The 19,321-nt window shown below is 45.2% G+C and carries 17 protein-coding genes; 9 read left to right on the forward strand and 8 right to left on the reverse strand.

Annotated elements, in window-relative coordinates; translation table 11 throughout:
* The first annotated feature begins 120 nt into the window (after positions 1 to 120).
* Both ACFS25_RS01715 and ACFS25_RS01720 read left to right on the forward strand, forming a co-directional pair.
* Complete coding sequence (locus tag ACFS25_RS01715; RefSeq protein WP_381496674.1) at positions 121 to 2,058, forward strand: fumarate reductase/succinate dehydrogenase flavoprotein subunit; 1,938 nt, start codon at positions 121 to 123, stop codon at positions 2,056 to 2,058.
* 76 nt (positions 2,059 to 2,134) lie between these two features.
* Positions 2,135 to 2,893: a succinate dehydrogenase/fumarate reductase iron-sulfur subunit gene (locus tag ACFS25_RS01720; protein WP_381496675.1), complete on the forward strand. Its 759-nt coding sequence runs from the start codon at positions 2,135 to 2,137 to the stop codon at positions 2,891 to 2,893.
* A gap of 78 nt (positions 2,894 to 2,971) precedes the next feature.
* On the opposite strand, the gene prfA is transcribed toward ACFS25_RS01720, so the two are convergent.
* A complete protein-coding gene (gene prfA / locus ACFS25_RS01725; RefSeq protein WP_381496676.1) occupies positions 2,972 to 4,045 on the reverse strand; it encodes a peptide chain release factor 1 in 1,074 nt (357 codons plus the stop codon).
* 195 nt (positions 4,046 to 4,240) lie between these two features.
* Here prfA and ACFS25_RS01730 point away from each other — a divergent pair, with 195 nt between their 5' ends.
* The gene (locus ACFS25_RS01730) at positions 4,241 to 4,825 is read left to right on the forward strand and encodes a hypothetical protein (protein WP_381496677.1); all 585 of its coding nucleotides are present in this window, start codon (positions 4,241 to 4,243) and stop codon (positions 4,823 to 4,825) included.
* Positions 4,826 to 4,840: 15 nt separating this feature from the next.
* Here the strand turns inward: ACFS25_RS01730 and mnmH are convergent, their stop codons facing one another.
* Together mnmH and ACFS25_RS01740 are read right to left on the reverse strand one after the other, a co-directional pair.
* Entirely contained in the window at positions 4,841 to 5,869 is a 1,029-nt protein-coding gene (gene mnmH, locus ACFS25_RS01735) for a tRNA 2-selenouridine(34) synthase MnmH (RefSeq protein ID WP_381496678.1), read from the reverse strand.
* 57 nt (positions 5,870 to 5,926) lie between these two features.
* Positions 5,927 to 6,640, reverse strand: coding sequence for a pyridoxine 5'-phosphate synthase (locus ACFS25_RS01740; protein ID WP_381496679.1), 714 nt, complete (start codon positions 6,638 to 6,640; stop codon positions 5,927 to 5,929).
* A gap of 169 nt (positions 6,641 to 6,809) precedes the next feature.
* Here ACFS25_RS01740 and ACFS25_RS01745 point away from each other — a divergent pair, with 169 nt between their 5' ends.
* The 4 genes from ACFS25_RS01745 (at position 6,810) to ACFS25_RS01760 (ending at position 10,549) form a co-directional block, all read left to right on the forward strand.
* Positions 6,810 to 7,259, forward strand: coding sequence for a GatB/YqeY domain-containing protein (locus ACFS25_RS01745; RefSeq protein WP_381496680.1), 450 nt, complete (start codon positions 6,810 to 6,812; stop codon positions 7,257 to 7,259).
* 66 nt (positions 7,260 to 7,325) lie between these two features.
* Entirely contained in the window at positions 7,326 to 7,853 is a 528-nt protein-coding gene (locus ACFS25_RS01750; protein ID WP_381496681.1) for a CvpA family protein, read from the forward strand.
* Positions 7,854 to 7,899: 46 nt separating this feature from the next.
* Positions 7,900 to 8,949, forward strand: coding sequence for a 23S rRNA (adenine(2503)-C(2))-methyltransferase RlmN (gene rlmN / locus ACFS25_RS01755; RefSeq protein WP_381496682.1), 1,050 nt, complete (start codon positions 7,900 to 7,902; stop codon positions 8,947 to 8,949).
* 178 nt (positions 8,950 to 9,127) lie between these two features.
* Positions 9,128 to 10,549, forward strand: coding sequence for an inorganic phosphate transporter (locus ACFS25_RS01760; RefSeq protein WP_381496683.1), 1,422 nt, complete (start codon positions 9,128 to 9,130; stop codon positions 10,547 to 10,549).
* Positions 10,550 to 10,631: 82 nt separating this feature from the next.
* On the opposite strand, the gene ACFS25_RS01765 is transcribed toward ACFS25_RS01760, so the two are convergent.
* On the reverse strand, positions 10,632 to 11,438 hold the full coding sequence (locus ACFS25_RS01765) for a lysophospholipid acyltransferase family protein (protein WP_381496684.1): 807 nt from the start codon (positions 11,436 to 11,438) through the stop codon (positions 10,632 to 10,634).
* 286 nt (positions 11,439 to 11,724) lie between these two features.
* Here ACFS25_RS01765 and ACFS25_RS01770 point away from each other — a divergent pair, with 286 nt between their 5' ends.
* Both ACFS25_RS01770 and ACFS25_RS01775 read left to right on the forward strand, forming a co-directional pair.
* On the forward strand, positions 11,725 to 12,417 hold the full coding sequence (locus ACFS25_RS01770) for a porin family protein (protein ID WP_381496685.1): 693 nt from the start codon (positions 11,725 to 11,727) through the stop codon (positions 12,415 to 12,417).
* A 219-nt stretch (positions 12,418 to 12,636) separates the two neighbouring features.
* On the forward strand, positions 12,637 to 13,668 hold the full coding sequence (locus tag ACFS25_RS01775) for a fatty acid desaturase (protein WP_381496686.1): 1,032 nt from the start codon (positions 12,637 to 12,639) through the stop codon (positions 13,666 to 13,668).
* A gap of 272 nt (positions 13,669 to 13,940) precedes the next feature.
* Here the strand turns inward: ACFS25_RS01775 and ACFS25_RS01780 are convergent, their stop codons facing one another.
* The 4 genes from ACFS25_RS01780 to ACFS25_RS01795 all read right to left on the reverse strand — a co-directional run bounded on the left by ACFS25_RS01780 (position 13,941) and on the right by ACFS25_RS01795 (position 19,256).
* Positions 13,941 to 15,071, reverse strand: coding sequence for an FAD-dependent oxidoreductase (locus ACFS25_RS01780; RefSeq protein ID WP_456242994.1), 1,131 nt, complete (start codon positions 15,069 to 15,071; stop codon positions 13,941 to 13,943).
* A 73-nt stretch (positions 15,072 to 15,144) separates the two neighbouring features.
* Positions 15,145 to 15,900, reverse strand: a complete 756-nt coding sequence (locus ACFS25_RS01785; protein ID WP_381496687.1) for a DUF6597 domain-containing transcriptional factor — start codon at positions 15,898 to 15,900, stop codon at positions 15,145 to 15,147.
* Between the two features lie 97 nt (positions 15,901 to 15,997).
* A complete protein-coding gene (locus tag ACFS25_RS01790; RefSeq protein ID WP_381496688.1) occupies positions 15,998 to 16,432 on the reverse strand; it encodes a VOC family protein in 435 nt (144 codons plus the stop codon).
* A gap of 721 nt (positions 16,433 to 17,153) precedes the next feature.
* Positions 17,154 to 19,256, reverse strand: coding sequence for a protein-disulfide reductase DsbD family protein (locus ACFS25_RS01795; RefSeq protein ID WP_381496689.1), 2,103 nt, complete (start codon positions 19,254 to 19,256; stop codon positions 17,154 to 17,156).
* Positions 19,257 to 19,321: the final 65 nt, after the last annotated feature.

Genomic DNA, 19,321 nt, shown 5'->3' on the forward strand with positions numbered 1-19,321 from the left:
GAGTGAATGGGTGAAAGAACGACTGGTCTGTCAGTGCAATGAGTAAATAGTTGGCTGTCGGTTAGTGTCGTGCGGTTGTTAATCACTCATTCGCTTGATCACTCATTCATAATTGGACGAATGAAACTGGAATCTAAAATCCCTGCAGGCCCTTTAGCCGAAAAGTGGGCACGGCAAAAATTCGCCTTGAAGCTGGTAAATCCATCTAACAAGCGTAAATACGATATTATTGTGGTGGGCACTGGCTTAGCCGGTGCATCGGCGGCTGCGTCGCTGGCCGAATTAGGCTATAACGTTAAGGCGTTCTGTTTTCAGGACAGTCCCCGCCGGGCACACTCAATTGCCGCTCAGGGCGGAATCAACGCGGCCAAAAACTATCAGAATGATGGCGACAGCGTATTTCGATTGTTCTACGACACCATCAAGGGGGGTGACTATCGCGCTCGGGAAGGTAATGTACACCGGCTGGCCGAAGTTAGCGTTAATATCATTGACCAGTGTGTAGCGCAGGGCGTTCCATTTGCCCGTGAATACGGTGGTACGCTGGCTAACCGCTCGTTTGGGGGTGCGCAGGTATCACGGACATTTTATGCTCGTGGTCAAACCGGCCAACAGTTATTGCTCGGGGCTTATTCAGCTCTGAGCCGTCAGGTTGCCAACGGAAAAGTGAAGTTATTTCCACGAACCGAAATGCTCGACCTTGTTGTTGAGGGTGGCAAAGCGCGCGGAATTATTACCCGCAACCTGATTACCGGTAAAATTGAATCGCATTCGGGCCACGCTGTCCTACTCTGTACAGGAGGCTATGGTAACGTGTTCTACCTATCAACAAACGCGATGGGTTCTAATGTGACAGCGGCCTGGCGAGCACACAAGAAAGGGGCTATGTTTGGGAATCCCTGTTTTACGCAGATTCACCCGACCTGTATTCCCGTATCAGGCCACTACCAGTCGAAACTGACGCTTATGTCGGAATCGCTGCGAAATGATGGCCGTGTGTGGGCACCAAAATCGAAAGAAGACGCACAAAAAATTCAGAAAGGAGAGCTAAAGCCAACTGATCTGGCCGAAGATGCCCGTGATTATTTCCTTGAGCGTCGTTATCCTGCCTTTGGGAATCTGGTTCCCCGTGATGTAGCATCGCGCAATGCCAAAAACATGTGCGATGAAGGCCGGGGCGTTAGTAAAACCGGCTTGGCTGTTTATCTGGACTTTGCCGATGCAATTAAACGCGACGGTCAGAAAACGATTGAGGCCAAATACGGTAACCTCTTTGAGATGTATGAAAAAATCACCGGCGAAAATCCCTACGAGTTGCCGATGATGATATACCCCGCCGTTCACTATACAATGGGTGGTTTGTGGGTAGATTACAACCTCATGACAACTATTCCTGGTCTGTATGCACTCGGCGAAGCTAACTTCTCCGACCATGGGGCAAACCGTCTTGGTGCGTCGGCGCTGATGCAGGGACTTGCTGATGGTTATTTCGTGATTCCGTACACTGTTGGCGACTATCTGGCGACTATCGGTCCAGCTGATAAATTACCTGTTGATGCACCAGTTTTTAAAGAAGCTGAGCAGAAAATTGAGGCTCAGATTACTCGTCTGCTATCAATAAAAGGTGAACGGCCCGTTGATGATTTGCACAAGGAATTGGGCCATATCATGTGGGAGTACTGCGGCATGTCACGCACTGCCGAAGGATTGAAAACAGCCAAGCAGAAGATTCAGGCGCTGAAAAAAGAGTTCTGGTCTAATGTGAAGATCATGGGTGATGCGGAAGAGATGAATCAGGCGTTGGAGCAGGCATCACGTGTGGCCGATTTTATCGAACTAGGTGAGCTGATGGTTGACGATGCGCTGAACCGAGACGAATCCTGTGGTGGCCATTTCCGCGAAGAATACCAGACGCCCGACGGTGAAGCCCTGCGTGACGATGACAATTTTGCTTATGTAGCGGCTTGGGAGTTTCAGGGAGAAGATCAACCTGAACTGCTTAATAAAGAAGTACTCGAATTCGAGAACGTGAAACTGACACAGCGGAGTTATAAATAACAGTCTGTAGTCATTAGTCAACGGGTGTCAGAAACGAACACTGTTGACTAATGACTACAGACTAACGACTACATTAATGAAAATTAACCTGAAAGTCTGGAGACAGAAAAATAGTAATACAGACGGAAAGCTGGTTGAATATCATCTGGATAGCGTATCGGAGGATATGTCTTTTCTGGAGATGTTCGATGTACTGAACGACACACTTACCCGGAAAGGCGAAGACCCGGTTACGTTCGATCACGACTGCCGCGAGGGTATCTGCGGAATGTGTTCGATGTATATCAATGGTCGGGCGCATGGCCCACAAACTGGTGCTACTACGTGCCAGTTGCATATGCGGTCATTTAATGACGGCGATACAATTGTGGTAGAGCCTTGGCGGGCGCGGGCATTTCCGGTTATCAAAGACCTGATGGTTGACCGATCTGCTTTCGACCGGATTATCCAGTCAGGCGGTTATGTATCCGTTAACACGGGTTCGGCGCGTGATGCGAATGAAATTCTTATTCCTCGTACTGTTGCCGATGAAGCAATGGACGCGGCTGCCTGTATTGGCTGTGGAGCCTGCGTAGCTGCCTGCAAAAATGCCTCGGCTATGCTATTTGTTTCGGCAAAAGTGTCGCAGTTAGCGATTTTGCCACAGGGACAGTCAGAACAAAAGGAGCGGGCAGAGCGAATGGTAGCCCAAATGGATGCCGAAGGATTCGGGGCCTGTTCGTTTACCGGTGCCTGCTCGGTTGAGTGTCCAAAATCTATTTCACTTGATCATATTGCCCGTATGAACCGCGAGTACTTGGGTGCTAAGCTGGTTTCGGATAACGTACAAGGTTAGAGTAAAGTAAAAATGCAGAAAGCCCGGTCAGGAATGACCGGGCTTTCTGCATGTAGAAAATGCTTTTTGTAGATGGACCTATACCGTTGCCCCTTCCTTCAATCGTTCGGCGTTTTCAGCAATGCGAAGCTGCTCGATAAATTCGCCGATACCACCGTCCATTACGGCGGGTAAGTTATAAACAGTTAAGCCGATACGGTGATCCGTTACACGACTTTGCGGATAGTTATACGTCCGGATTTTGTCGGAGCGGTCACCACTACCCACCATCGTTTTGCGCTGCGAAGCAATAGCGTCATTGTGCTTCTGCAATTCGATTTCATAAATCCGGGACCGCAGTACCGTCAACGCTTTGTCGAAATTCTTTAACTGAGAGCGTTCATCCTGACATTGGACCACTATACCGGATGGAATGTGCGTAAGCCGAACCGCCGAATAAGTGGTGTTTACGGACTGACCACCCGCCCCCGACGAACAGAAGGTATCTTTACGGATGTCGTTCATGTTCAGTTCAACGTCCACTTCTTCGGCTTCCGGTAGTACGGCCACACTTGCCGCCGACGTATGAATCCGTCCCTGGGTTTCGGTTGCTGGTACGCGTTGCACCCGGTGCACACCTGACTCGAATTTCAGTTTACCGTACACGTCTTCGCCCTCTACCTCAGTAATAATTTCTTTATAGCCGCCAGATGTGCCCTCTGTAAAATCGACCAGTGACATTTTCCAACCCATTTTCTCGCAGAACCGTTGGTACATACGGAAAATATCACCCGCGAAAATGGCTGCTTCGTCGCCCCCGGTGCCACCACGAATTTCCAGAATGACGTTTTTGCTGTCATTTGGATCTTTTGGCATCATCATTTCCTTGAGCGCTTCCTCCAGCGTTTCCCGGCGGGGCAGCAGTTCATCTAATTCACCTTTGGCCATATCCCGAAAATCTTCATCTTTTTCGGTCGCAATAACTTGCTTCGCATTCTCAATTTCTTCGAGCAGTTGCGTATAGGCCCTATATTGCACAACGATCTTTTCTAAATCCTTGTATTCTTTACTCAACTTCATAAACCGCTTCTGATCAGAAACGGCCTCGGGTTGCACAATTTGTTGAGCTACTTCGTTGAAGCGTTCGCTGATGGCTTCTAACTGATCAAGCATGAGATATGACTTTATTTGCCGTTCCAGCCAGCATATATAATTGAAGGTGGTACGGCAAGGGGAGTTACAGATAATAAAAAACAAAATTACGAAAATCCTGGCAGTTAGGCTTTGTCATCAACAATTGCAACCAAGCAGCCAACGGAATCGTTTTCCAGATAAATGACGAAACCCAACTGCATTAAGTTCCTGTTTATGATACGTCCTCTGTTACTGTCCAGCTTATTAATCAGCTTTTTAACGGCTTGTAACCCTGAACGGGTTCATTACACGAATGAACTGAAAGAAGAGATGGCCGACTCGAAAATTAAGCGGATTACCAATACAGATTTAGTAGAGACGGTTGATAATCTGGGTGGAAAAGTTAGTGCGGTGGTGCAGAAAGAACTGACAACGCAACTTCAAAAAATGACTGATCCTGCCGGGCGAGCCAAACTTTGCCAGTTGCAAAATATGCCTCGCACGAAAGCAATTGCCGAGCATTACGCCTTAGATATACGCTTGTTGGGCGCCACTGATATACAGAATAAAACGCTGAATAGTAAAGAGCGGGAAATTTTGGACGCTTATTTATATAGTGCGAAACAGAAGCAGTCGCCAATTTCCAACATCCAGAAAATTAACGATACACTTTTTGTGTATAACGCGGCTGTTCCAGCCAACAGCCCTATTTGCGAAGCCTGTTTTGGTAAGCAGGAAACGCCCTTCGCGGTGTGGCACCTGGGATTTCAGAAGCGCGAGGTGATTCGGCGGATGAGTGAGACGAAGAAAAGAAAATAATCTTGGCCCAATTAATTACAGGGTGTCTGCCCACTTAATAAGCTGTTGAGCCGTTTGAGTGGGGTTATCTTCTCCTATTTCTATCGGATAAATTTGTGCCGCATCGCGCTGAGAAAGTCCGTGCAGATAGGCTTTGTCGTAATAATCCAGTGTTAAATCAGCCACAGTTGCATAGTCTTGGTGAATTAGTGCAGTAAGGGCATCTTTAGTCACTTTACCACCAAGCCGCTTGCGAATTCGCTCGGTAGCTTCAACAAGTAAGTTGTGATCAATGCCCGCATATTCAGCCACTAAACGGTTTACTCGTTTGTCTTTTGGGATGTTGACTAAAGCTACTGGAGCGACCTGCATTTGTTGCCAAAGCGGCATGGGGATAAAGCACGAACCGATATTGCGGCTTTCATCTTCAAGCCAGATTCGGCGGTTGGCATCCAGCGGCTTAAGCGTTCGAAAAAGCTGATTTTCAAACTGTTCTGTAACCGGCTGCGGGAGTTGACCAATGGCTCCATAGGTTGAGCCTTTGTGATGGGCCAGCCCTTCCAAATCAATAATCTGTTCACCTTGCCGGGCTAATTCTTTCAAAATATCTGTTTTACCACTTCCTGTTTTGCCACCCAGAATAATGAGTTTTAGTGGTTCGGCAAAGCTACTTAAAGCAGTATTTCGGTAAGCTTTATATCCGCCAGTAAGGATAGACACAGTGAGCCCTGCTGTGTCTAACAACCAGGCGAATGATCCGCTACGCATACCTCCGCGCCAGCAGTGCACCAATACTTCTTTGCTTTGGGGGTTAAGTTTTTTTGACTGTTTAACAAAGTCCGACAATTTGGGACCAACAAAATTGAGTCCCATCAACACGGCTGCGTCCTTGCCTGCATTTTTGTATTTTGTACCGACCTGATCCCGCTCGTCGTTATTGAACAGTGGAATACTCACAGCTCCGGGAATATGGGCGCGGTCATACTCCCCCGGCGACCGAACGTCGATGACGGGCAAACTTTGAGCTTTTTCTAGAAATTCGTTAACTGATAACTGGTTTACCATGTATGTGACACCGGCTTTAGCCTTTTTTTGCAAAGCTACATTAGGCTAAAGTCTACGCTATTGCAGCTCCCTTAAATACATCTGTATTGTATTCTCTAATCCGAAGTATAGCGCATCGCTTATAAGGGCGTGTCCGATGGATACTTCTTTCAACCCCGGAATTTGTTCACTGAAAAAACGTAGATTTTCTAAACTAAGGTCGTGACCTGCATTGAGGCCCAACCCTAGTTCGATAGCCCGTTGAGCAGCCCGGACAAAGGGCGCGATGGCAGCCTCGCGGTCTTCTGCATAAAGGGTAGCATAGGGTTCCGTATATAACTCAATCCGGTCGGTGCCAACGGCTTTGGCCCCTTCGACCATACGCTCATCAGCATCCACAAAAATTGATACGCGAATGCCGTCGGCCTGGAACGTCTCAACCAGCTGCCGAAGATGATCGGCGTGACGAATCGTGTCCCAACCTGCATTGGATGTAATAGCGTCGTCCGCGTCGGGAACGAGTGTCACCTGGGCAGGTTTTATTCGTTTGACCAATTCAATAAACCGTTCATCCGGGTTGCCTTCAATATTAAATTCAGTCGTAACGACTTCGTTCAAATCCAGCACGTCCTGATAACGAATATGACGTTCGTCGGGGCGTGGGTGAACGGTAATTCCCTGCGCACCAAAGCGTTCGCAGTCGAGTGCAACTTTCACGAGATTTGGGTTATTGCCGCCCCGTGCATTTCGAATGGTGGCAATTTTGTTGATATTAACGCTTAAACGTGTCATCTTTTTCAATTAACGTATGACCGGGCTGTTGGATTGATGATTGACTGGACTGACATCCCGTAGTGAATAGCTTCACTGATTTCGTAACTTTGCCAACGTAGTGAAGGTTCATTGTTTTTGTTTCACCGCACCGGCGACCCGGTTGTTCGCTAATTTACTAATTGACAAGATGGCATTAAAAGCACAAATTGACGCCGATATTAAGCAAGCTATGCTGGCTAGAGATCAGGATAGACTCCGCGCGCTGCGAGCAGTAAAATCCATGATTTTGCTCGAAGAAACTAAAGAAGGTCAGTCCGGCGAACTTAAACCCGAAGATGAAACCAAGATTCTAACAAAAGCGGTGAAGCAGCGGAAAGACTCAGCCGACATTTACCGACAGCAGAATCGCCCGGATTTGCTGGCAGTAGAAGAAACTGAAATTGCGGTTATCGAGCAGTATTTGCCCAAACAGCTGTCGGAAGATGAACTGAAGGCGAAACTACAAGTCATTATCACCCGCGTTGGCGCATCCGTTCCCTCAGATATGGGTAAAGTGATGGGTGTAGCCAGCAAAGAACTTGCTGGTCAAGCCGACGGAAAAGTTATTTTAGCAATGGTCAAAACGTTGTTACAATAAACGTACCTATGGGCTTTAGCCTGTAATAAATTATTGCCAGATACGGGCTAAAACCCGTAGGTACGAATGAATACCCTCGACTTACTTATGCTTATTCCTCTCATCTGGGGGGCTTATAACGGATACCGGAAAGGTCTTCTGGTGGAGATTGTTGCGGTCATCGCGTTTGTTGTGGCTATGATTGTCGGGTTTAAATTTCTGGCGTTTGGCATAGACTTGCTCAGTCCATATATCAGCCGTGAGCTTGCCCGGAAAATTTTGCCCTGGCTGGGTTTTTCGATAATATTCTTCCCGACGGTAGTCATGATTAACCAGATGGGTTTTGCCATCCGGCGGTCGCTAAAATATTCTATACTAGGCACATTCGATAGCGTGGCTGGTGCAACTGTGGGTCTTTTTACGTGGGTCTTTGGAATTAGTGTTATCTTTTGGTTGTTCAGCTATATGGGCGTTAAAATGCCTCCCCGTCAAATCGAAACCGCCTTTCTGTATCCTTATATCCGGCCAATTGCGCCGAAAGTAATGGATAAAGCCGCCGTTTGGGTGCCTAAAGGGTTGGATGCAGGAAAGAAATGGCGCGCTGAAATTAATTAGTGATTGAGTAGATGGCCCGTCCATTCGCTCACTCGCTCAATCAAAAATGGAGAAACAAGATATTCGTAAGCTAACGGCTGTTCAGCTAAAAGACTGGTTTACGCAGAATAATGAGCAGGGATTCCGAGCTAGACAGGTTCATGAATGGCTCTGGAAAAAATCGGCGATTTCGTTTGAGCAGATGACGAACCTGTCACTGCCAACGCGGGACTTGTTGAATGCTAATTTTGAGATTCGGCCATTAACCATCGATCAGGAACAACGTAGTAATGATGGCACAATAAAGTCATCATTTCGATTGTTTGATGGGAATCTGGTTGAGGGTGTTTTAATTCCATCTCTGCGTACCGATGACATTGACCGCATGACCGCCTGTGTATCGAGTCAGGTAGGTTGCTCATTGACGTGTAAGTTCTGCGCGACGGGTTATATGGATCGTAAGCGTAACCTCGACGCAGCCGAAATTTACGATCAGGTAGTGACCATTGACCGGCAGGCAAAGGAGAATTACGACGCGCCACTCTCGAATATCGTGTACATGGGCATGGGCGAACCATTGCTGAATTATAAAAACGTACTCGAATCTGTTGACCGCATTACCTCGCCCGATGGCCTGGGTATGTCGCCAAAGCGGATTACGGTCTCAACGGCGGGTATTGCCAAGATGATTCGGCAACTGGGTGATGATGCCGTAAAATTTAATCTCGCCCTTTCGCTTCACGCGGCCAACGACCTGAAACGCGACCAGATCATGCCTATCAACGAAAGCAATACGTTGGAGGTCTTGGGAGACGCACTCAGTTATTTCTACAAAAAAACGGGTACGAGAATTACGTTTGAATACATTCTATTTTACAACTTCAACGATACCTTGCAAGACGCGCAGGAACTCTGGAAGTTCACAAAGCGCGTTCCGGCAAAAATTAATATTATTGAATATAACCCCATTGCCGAAGCTAATTTCAAAAATACTGACCCCCAAACATTGGATAGATTCGCCGGATTTTTAGATACTAAAGGCGTAACGGTAAACGTCCGCCGGAGTCGGGGCAAAGATATTGATGCCGCCTGTGGGCAACTGGCCGGGAAGAAGTAAGGCGACTGGAAAGTCGCTCTTTTTTTGTTTAAAATACGGGCAAACTGGGCGTGGCAGGGAAGTTGTATTGCGTGTCTTAACAATTTAGTAATATCGCTCTACCTAGTTTGACGTACTTTTGTGGCAATCACTAGCCTACGGACCCCCCGTTTGCTTAACTATAGAATACAATTTACTTATGTTTGGCTTAGAAACGGATGTTTTTATCCTCCTCTTTATCAGTCTATTCGCTGCCTGTGCCTTTGAGTTTGTTAATGGTTTCCACGATACAGCCAACGCCGTTGCCACTGTTATTTATACCAATTCGCTAAAGCCGACGGCTGCCGTTGTGTGGTCGGGGATTTGCAATTTCACTGGTGTTCTGCTGGGTGGTATTGGTGTTGCAATGGGTATTGTGAACCTGCTTCCGGTTGAACTGCTGGTGGATCAAAACGTTTATCACAGCGTAGCGATGGTCATGGCCCTACTATTAAGTTCCATCATCTGGAACGTCGGTACGTGGTATTTCGGCTTACCGAGTTCGAGTTCGCATACACTTATTGGGTCGATTTTGGGTGTAGGTCTGGCTTTTGCCACGATGCCCGAAAACAAAACCGGAGCCGCTGTTAACTGGGAAAAAGCCATCGAGACGGGCTACGCTCTATTGTTATCACCATTATTAGGGTTTAGCTTGGCAATTGTGCTGATGTTTATTCTGCGCCGATCAGTACCCGACGAAGCAAAAGACCAGCTTTTTAAAGAACCTAAAAAGAATACAGAGCCGCCCACCTGGATTCGGGCGGTGCTGATTACTACCTGCTCCCTGGTGAGTTTTTTTCACGGTAGCAACGACGGCCAGAAAGGGGTTGGCTTAATCATGCTTATTCTGATTGGCATCGTACCCTATCATTTTGCTGTGAAATCTGATCTTGATCCTCGCTTGATGCAGTCGAATATTGGGGGTATTCAACAAACGATTTCTACGTTAGACTCGAGTCGCCTTTCAGCCACGAACCGTGCCCGGTTATCCCAGACTCGTAATGAACTTTCTGAATTGAGTGCATTAGTAAACGGTACACTCGTTGAAAACAGAATTCCAAATGAGAAACGATTGGATGTACGGCGAGATTTGCTGCTCATTAATAGCAACATAAAGAAAATTTCTGAGGATGAAGGGTCAAACCTTAGTGCAAGTCAGCTATCCTTATTAAACAAAAATCTGGGTGAAGAAAGCGGGCTGCGTCGGTTTACAGATTACGCACCATTGTGGGTAATTTTGATGATTGCTTTATCGCTGGGTCTTGGCACGATGATTGGCTGGCGTCGGATTGTGGTAACCGTAGGAGAGAAAATTGGTAAGCAACATTTAACCTATGCGCAAGGTGCTTCAGCAGAACTGGTGGCAGCTATGATGATTGGTATGGCATCCTGGCTGAAACTACCGGTTAGTACGACACATGTACTTTCGTCGGGGATTGCCGGGAGCATGGTTGCTAATAAAGGAGTGAAAAACTTGCAGGCGGGTACAATCAGAAATATTGCTCTTGCCTGGATATTGACGCTTCCCGTCTCGATATTACTATCCTTTACGCTTTATATTTTCTTCCGCTGGGTACTTTAGCCGCATGGACAAAAGTCTGAACGAAGGCTAAGGAGCCTGTGTATCTTTCATTCCTTGCTACACGGGCTTTCCATCTATGTCTCTATTCTTTGACCCACTCCGGCGCATCCTGTTCGATGGCGTGGCGTACTTTAGCGATGATGTCATCAACGGTTTCATCGGGACTAAACTGGAGAGGTTCCTTAAACTGAACGGTTAAAAGCGTGTTGCGTTTTTTGAAACGTAACCCTTTCTTATCAAAGGCTCGTCGAAACCCATTGATAACTACCGGCACAACAATCGGCCCGTTGTTTTTGATGAGATGCCCCGTTCCTCTGCGTACAGGTGCATAAGGAGTTGTTGTGCCCTGCGGGAAACTAACGACCCACCCGTGCGCCAGCGCTTTGGCAATTTTCTCGTTGGCTGTGTTATCAACTGCCCGTTGAACTTCACGCCCTTCAGCTCGCCATGAGCGTTCAATAGTTATAGCCCCTCCCGCTGCAAAAACGCGCGGTACAATTCCCTTTTTCATCGTTTCTGAAGCGGCCACGTAATACTGCCGAGCCCGAGGTCCGAACAAATAGACGGGCGGCAGCATGGTGTTTTGAAACCCCCATTTCACAGCACAAAAGATGTGAAAAAAAGCAATAACGTCGGCAAAATACGTCTGATGATTCGACAGGAACAGCACGTTATTAATGGGCAAATTCTCTAAATTTTCGGTCCCCTCGATTTGAATTCGGTTTACTACGGTATATCGGGCATAGGTCAGCCAGCCTACTAAACCAATTATAAAACGCCTGATTAATAGCGAATTGCCAAAGGGGTCGCGCTCAAAGATGCCAAGCACATCTAATGGCATCAAAAAGTTTGGCAGATAGCTAAATTTGGTTGGTTTAATATAATTCATTGTCCGGTTAAGAGCGTAGGTGATTGGTAAAGTTACGAGGCTACTACAATGTTTTCAAGAAAAAGTGCAACTGGCTGATTCATAGTGAAAACAGGCTATAGCGCGTAATCAGTGTACTACCCATCAGGAATAGAATCATAATTTTTTTCTAAACCTGATTAATCCTTTCTCTGGCCACCCTCTCTAACCGTCAAATTCGTAACTAAAAAACCATTCAGCCTATAGCCGACAGTTTACACAATCAATTTCAGGTTCGCGTTTTCAACCAGTTTTTCCCTTTAACACCATGAAACGAATTGTGCTTGCCGGTGCCATTGCCTTGTTTGGCTTACTCACTACCCAAACTTCATTTGCTCAAGTTCAGATCGGCATCCGGGGCGGTGCTAACTGGGGTTTTGCGTCTAAACCCAATTATCTGGGTAGCTTAGCCCCCGCATTTCACCCTTCTGTTGGGCCAACCGGTGCTATTTTCTTAGATATTCCACTAAGTGACCGTGTATCATTTCGTCCCGAAGTGTCTTATATACAGAAAGGCATTGCTATAAAAGAAGGATTAGATCTCAACCTTGGTGGATTTAGTTTGCCGCTCGGAGCAACTATTGCCTATCAGTCACAACAGATTGAAATCCCGTTGTTATTTAAATTTAACCTGACCGATGGCCCTGTGCAACCCTACCTAATTGCTGGACCGGCTGTGAGTTATGCGATTGATGGCCGTATTCGTACCCGTGCTTCGGCACTTTTTAGCACACGCCCATTTGATATGGATGTCAATTATGGCGGTACACTAAGTCGCTGGGATGTTGGCGCAGTTGGTGGGCTGGGCTTAGCCATGGATGCTGGTGCTGGAAAGTTCTTTATCGAAGGCCGCTATACACAGGGCTTTACCCGGCAGATACAAGTGCCAGTTGTAAACGTCAATGTTCGTAACCGGGGTGTAGTTGTATCGCTGGGTTATTCATTCCCAATTGGGTTTTAATTTCTAATTCTACCATTCACTTTAATGTTATTGAATCAACCTGAATCAGAAAAGGCGGGGCCAGTTGGCTCCGCCTTTCTTATTTGAAATGAGAATGCCGTTAAAATTGAGGAATTTCGGTTGCATAAATGGCATTTCCAGTTAGAATTGTGTTAATTTTACTGTTCATTTTCTACCGAATCACACGGGCGACCCCGTTGTACTAGCGGCACTCATCTTATGGCAACGTTAACTGATTTTGTTCGTTCGAACGCTTCCGAACCTCATCGGACTCGTACCCGACAAATCCTGAAATCTCACCCCGAAATCAAAAAATTGATTGGGCAAAAAAATCCAACTACGTTTTGGGTTAGTGTAGGGTGTGTTATACTTATGACGGGTATGGCCTACCTTGTTCGCGACCAATCTTGGTGGATTGTTGTGGCAGCGGCTTGGTTTATTGGGGCTTTCCCGGCACATACGCTGTTCGTTTGTATTCACGAAGCAGCTCACAACTTAATTTTTCGCAAACCAGTCGCCAACACGTGGGCGGCAATTTTCGCCAACCTGCCAACGGTATTCCCAACGGCCTTGACATTCAAGAGCTTTCACATCAAGCATCACGCCTTTCAAGGTGTTCATGAGCTGGACGCTGATTTACCAGATTGGTACGAGGCTAAATTGATTAAAAACTACGCCATCGGTAAGGCAATCTGGTTGCTGTTCTTTCCAATTTTTCAGGGTATTCGTACCCTCAGAATGCAGGAGTTAGCTGTGATTGACAAATGGGTTGTGGCTAATACAGTGATTCAGTTAGCTTTCGATACGCTGATTGTTGTTCTGTTTGGTTGGAAAGCATTAGCATTTCTGGGACTTTGCCTGTTTTTCTCGGTTGGTTTCCACCCACTGGGCGCACGTTGGATTCAGGAGCACTTCCTGACACTTGATCCAGAACAGGAGACCTATAGTTATTATGGCCCGCTTAATGTTCCTAACATGAACGTGGGCTTTCATAACGAACACCACGACTTCCCGTCTATTCCCTGGAACAGACTACCCGACATTAAGAAATCGGCACCAGAATATTACGAAACGCTGAAATACCATACATCATTTGTTCGGCTGTTTTTTCGTTTTCTGTTTGATCAGGAGATTTCGCTTTATTCGCGTATTGTCCGTAAAGAGCGCGGTCGTGTATTACTTACCGACCAATCGAAACCAGACATGGAAATGATGCAGGCCCAAACGGTTCCGGCTGAAAGCATTGCCTGATAAGTTGACTTTATTATACAAAAAATCCCTGCCAGAACTTGGCGGGGATTTTTTATTAATCAGTATCTAGTTTGTGCCGCTCTGTAATTTGCCTTTGGCTATTCGATGTTATCCAGATAAAGTGAAAATTAGCCATACTTTCAAAGCGATTAGCTTTGAAAAGCAGGTTAGAGAACGTTAGCCTAACCCTTGTATTAAAGATAACGGGTGGTCGGTGCCATCGGAAAACTAAACTTGAGTCTTTGTTTATCAGCCCCCATTCTATTGCGAAATTATTGATAAAAATTTTGGAAGGAAAAGTTGGGGTGCTGCATATCTAATTCGTTCTTGCTCGTTTCCAATTGGGCTTCTTTTGCATAAATAATCATTTTTTGTTCATAGTCGGTTATTGCAGCTTCTATGGTTTCAAACTTTCCATTACTTAGATTATCAGATAAAATTGATGCGTCAATCAGTCCGGTATTTACACCCTGACCTGCGAAGGGCGGCATTATATGTGCGGCATCTCCAATAAGTGTTATAGGCAAAGAGCGATTGTTTTTCCAGGGTTTATCCAACGGTATTTTTCTCGTTGGCCATATAACAAAAGAAGCTGTTGAACGGAATAGTTGTTTGTAAGATTCATGCCAAGCAGGTAATCTATTTAACAGGAACGCAATGATGCTTTCCTTATTTTGACCATTTAATTCATTCTCGTGAACCCATTCTTCAGGCTTCTTAAAAATTACATTGTAGCTCAATACGCTGCCGTTTCTGGGATTTGCAACTAATAAATTGCCGTTACTTGCAGTCATTAATATGTTATCATTGCACAATTGGTGGAACTCCGTACAGTTTATTTCCGGCTGAAATACTTCGCCCTGTATCATAACCGTTCCAGTATATTCAATTGCTGAATCTGTAACGTATTCTCTTACTTTAGACATTCCTCCATTAGCCCCAATAACAAGGTCTGCGATTGCATTTACATTATTGTCAAAATACAAAAGCCATTTTCCGTTGTGTTCTTTAAGTCCGATAAACTTTCTGTCCCAAACAACTGTGTCGCTTGCTAAACTAGCAAGCAATAGTTGTTTTAAATCGTTTCTGTTTATCTCAGGATTGTCATATTGCTCCTCAGAAGTAGGGTTTTTGGCCAACAACACCTTGCCTTGTTCGTCAACCACGGTTCTTCCCATGGGTCTCGCCATTGAATAATAACTCTCCAACAATCCTACTTTTTTCATTGCATCTTGTCCTGAGCCTTTATGCAAGTCTAGTGTACCACCTGAAATCCGTGTTTGTGCGTCTTTGTCTCGTTCGTAAACGGCTACATCTATTCCTTTTTGCTGTAGTAATCTTGCCATGGTCAGACCAACGGGTCCCGCACCGATTATGGCTATTTTTTTATTTTTCAGTAACACGATTTTGCATTGTTTAATTACGATGCAAAATTGCTGATGTTATAAGAAATGGAATAGTAAAAATCAGCCGTTTTTAAGAAGGAAACTTTTTGATTGCAGTAAGGTTGATGAAACGTTCATCTTTGTTTTTGCTCAACTCTTTTGGTGTAACCCCGGCATACTTTTTAATTTCTTTGATAAAATGATTCTGGTCTGTGAAATTTTGATCTGGGAAAAGTTTGCCTTCGCTGATGTTTTTGAATGAAGCTCCGAAACGAAGAATGTTGCAGTATGCCTTGAGCGAAATACCAAATTGCTGATTGAAGTAACGATTGATTTGCCGACTACTCCAATACACTTTTTCGGAAAGTTCTTTTACTGTCATTGAGCCAAACGAGGAATAAATAAGTTCAAATAATTTCTTCTTTCGGCTGTCAATATTCTCTGTTGAAATGGTTTTTATTTTTTGTGTTACCTTGTTGCAAAAGTTTTCCAAGCTGTTCAAATCGTCTTCTTCAAATTGCCAGAAATCATTTGAAATTTGTTGTGCTTCATTCAGCACATCTTTGATAGAATTTCCAAACAGGTATTCCACTGCCAATAACTTGAAACCCACCGAATATAATTGCGTGCCTACTGTGATAGTTACCTGACTGGGTATCGTGTCAATGCCTATCAATAACATTTTCAAACTCTCTGAATTCACTTTTATCAGAATCATATCAACCATTCCATTTGGTAGCACAGTTGACGTAATGTCTATTCCTGTCTTGTTTTCCACCATCCAGAAGCTATGAACAAAATGCGAAATGGAATGGTTGGGTAAAGCTGATTTGATTGTTAGCTCCATTTTTCTACTTTACTGGACTTGATTAAAAAGAAAGGTAGAGTAGTAGTCCCGCAACGATGATGGTTGCCATATTGCCAAACTGATGTTATTGGCTGCCTTAGCTGTCAATAGGCTCCCATAGTTCAATCTTGTTGCCTTCTGAATCCATAATATGGACAAATTTTCCATAATCGTACGTTGCAACGCTGTCAAGTATGGTCACCCCGTTTTCTTTGAGTTTGTTTACAAGCCCTTCAATATTCTGGACTTGGTAATTAATCATAAAATCTTTTTTGGATGGAAAAAAATACTCATCTCCTTTTTTGAAAGGGCTCCATTGAAGAGAGTTTATCTCGTCAGGTCTATTAATGTTTCTGGATTCAAAACTCGACGAACCCCATTCATTGATTTCAAGCCCTAAATTTTTGGCATACCATTCTTGTGTTTCCTGCGGATTGTCTGAAAAAAAGAAAATGCCGCCAATTCCTGTCACCTTTGGTGTTGTATTAACGGGGGAAGTTGAGTGGTCTGTTTGATTCTTTTTGTCTTCCATTTTTTTTGCTTTTTTAGTTATCGAATCACAGCTTGCACAAAACGGTACAAGCGAAATTATTGTCAACTATGTTTGTACTTTCGTTTTGTCGAGGTTGCCGCTAACTCGTGGATATACGCATATTTTACATGTATATCCAAATCTAGGTGTAATAAGTCACAGTTGAGGTAAAAGAAGGATATATTCGTTAATGTGTTGATAGGTAGAGCGTTGTTATCGTTGATTTAGTGAAAGAATATAGCGGAAATACCTTTTATGCAATGCGGTTTTACAAGTTGTTCAAAGGATTTTAATGTTTTTCAAACTTTGTTTGCTTACATGTCCTTCGCTCGGTTGTTTTTCCGTTTTCTGTTCGATCAGGATATTTCATGTGCTCTTTGTAGTGTCAGGTTCTCAAACCTGACACCACAAAGAGCATTTTTATAAGAATTCCCTGTTGTTCATAAAGAGCGCGGTCGCGTATTACTTACCGACCAGTCGAAAACAGACATGAAAATGATGTAGGCCCAATCATTTCCGGCACAAAGCGTTGTCCGATAAGTAGGCTTTATGGAGTAACAAAAATCCCCACCAGAGTCTGGCAGGGATTTTTTGTTGTGTAACGTGGACGGTCGGCCCTGTGGTAACCCGCGTAGCCAAAGGCCAAGTTGTAACTGAAATGCTATTAGCCTATGGATACGCGGGTCGCTGCTGCCGACCGTCCACGTTACAACTATTTTTCTTAAAACTTTGCTTTACCGGAATCCAGAAACGAAACGAAATGTGCTACGTCGCGGTCATAATTTTTAGGAGACACCAGCAACTTCCCCTCACCGTTAACTAAGCAGTAATGCGGTTGAGCATTATTATTAAATTTAGTGATTTGAAAATCAGCGTTTTGTGCACCAATGCTTTTCTTTACCTTGTTATCGTAAGTAGAGGTATACCAGTCAGCTTCGGGAAGCTCGGTTTTATCGTCTACGTACAGAGCCACAATTACAAAATCATTCTGCAACCGCGACATCACCGCAGGGTCCGACCAGACACGGGCTTCCATCTCGCGACAGTTGACACAGCCGTGGCCCGTAAAATCAATGAATAAGGGCTTGTTTACTTTTTTTGCGTAAGCCAATCCCTGTTTGTAGTCGAAAAAGCCTTGTAAACCGCGCGGTAAGCGAAACAGGTTCGCATATTTAGGCGTCTCGGTTAGCGGATTCGCTATTGTACTTGCTGCCCCCTGACGATCATTTAGGTTAAAATCTTGCGAGGTTTCGGGAGGTAGGTAACCTGACAGGGCTTTCAACGGTGCGCCCCAAAGTCCTGGGATCATATAAACAACAAACGAGAGCGTCGCGATAGCCATCAACAATTTTTGAACGCTTATATATTTGGTTTCGCTGTCGTGAGGCAAACGGATTTTACCCAGGAAATAGAAGCCAATTAAGGCGAATATAACAATCCAGAGCGACAGGAAAACTTCGCGGTCGAGCAATCCCCAATGATAAACCTGGTCAGCAATACTCAGGAATTTTAAGGCAAGAGCCAGTTCCAGAAAGCCCAATATTACTTTAACTGAGTTGAGCCACCCACCCGAGCGGGGCAAGTTTTTAAGCCATTGAGGAAAAGCCGCAAATAGTGTAAATGGAATAGCAAAAGCCGACGAAAAGGCTGCCATCCCCAAAATGGGTTTAATGACTTCGCCACCTGCCGATGCTACAAGCAAACTGCCAACAATGGGTCCGGTGCAGGAAAATGATACCAGCACAAGAGTAAATGCCATGAAGAAAATACCGGCAATGCCTCCTTTCTCTGAACGGGCATCAGCTTGATTAATAAGCGAATTGGGTAAAACAATCTCGAAAAGCCCCAGAAAGGATAACCCAAAAATAAAGAAGATGGCGAAAAACAAGAGGTTTGGTAACCAGTGGGTACTAACGAAGTTGGCAAAGGCAGGTCCGTTAAATCGTGACACAACTGTGCCGATCAGGACATAAATGCCGATGATGAATGCTCCATACAACAAGGCTTTCCACTGCCCGCCTTGCTGATTTGTGAAAAAACTGACCGTCGCCGGGATAATAGGAAACACGCAAGGGGTGAGTAAGGCAACCAGACCTGACAGAAAAGCCGCTAGCATGAAGCTCCACAATGATCCATCCGATGCTTTTGTCGCTTCGTCAATGATCAATTCCGGCTCTTTAGTTAGTGCTGTATTGATGGATGCCGCTTGTGGAATAGATTCCGTAGCAGCTAGTGTTGAAGCTGGGGTAATTGCCGCAACGACCGTTTCTGAGGTTGGCTTCGTAACAATTGACGTTGCTCCGGGAATAGACGCTACAGGGGGTGTAGTAGCCAGGGAAGTGTTGGCGCCTGCCGCTGCCTGAATGGTTGCCGAAAATTCAGCTTCGGCTGGCGGTAAACAAACCCCGTCTTTAGTTGAGCAAACTTGGTACTCAGCCGTCCCGGCGAAAGTAGCGGTTGACTTAAGAAGCTTGACTTTTTGCAGAAAAACGGCCTTGTTTTCAAACTGCCTGACTTTAGCCCCCCAAACTTCCTCGAAAACCTCCTGAACACCTACCGGAACTGGTTTGCCTACAAGGGTAAACGCATCGGAAGCGGAAAATTTGAATGTGGTTGGAATAGGACCAATGTTTGGATCAAGGTCGTTTGAATAGAGATGCCACCCATCGCCAATACTGGCCTGAATGCGGATACTGATGACATCGCCAACTTTGGCGGGCTGTTTATCGACTTTGGCTGACCAGCTGGTCGGGTCTTTACGAATCTGCGCTGTTGCGGTTAAGCTAATAAATAGCCACCCAACGAGTGCGAAAATAGATTTCATACCGCTTCGGGTAAGTGATGGTTTGGTAAGTGAACAGCAATTGAACGAAAATATTTCCATTCATC

This window comes from Spirosoma flavum, assembly GCF_042686045.1.
Lineage (GTDB): Bacteria > Bacteroidota > Bacteroidia > Cytophagales > Spirosomataceae > Spirosoma > Spirosoma flavum.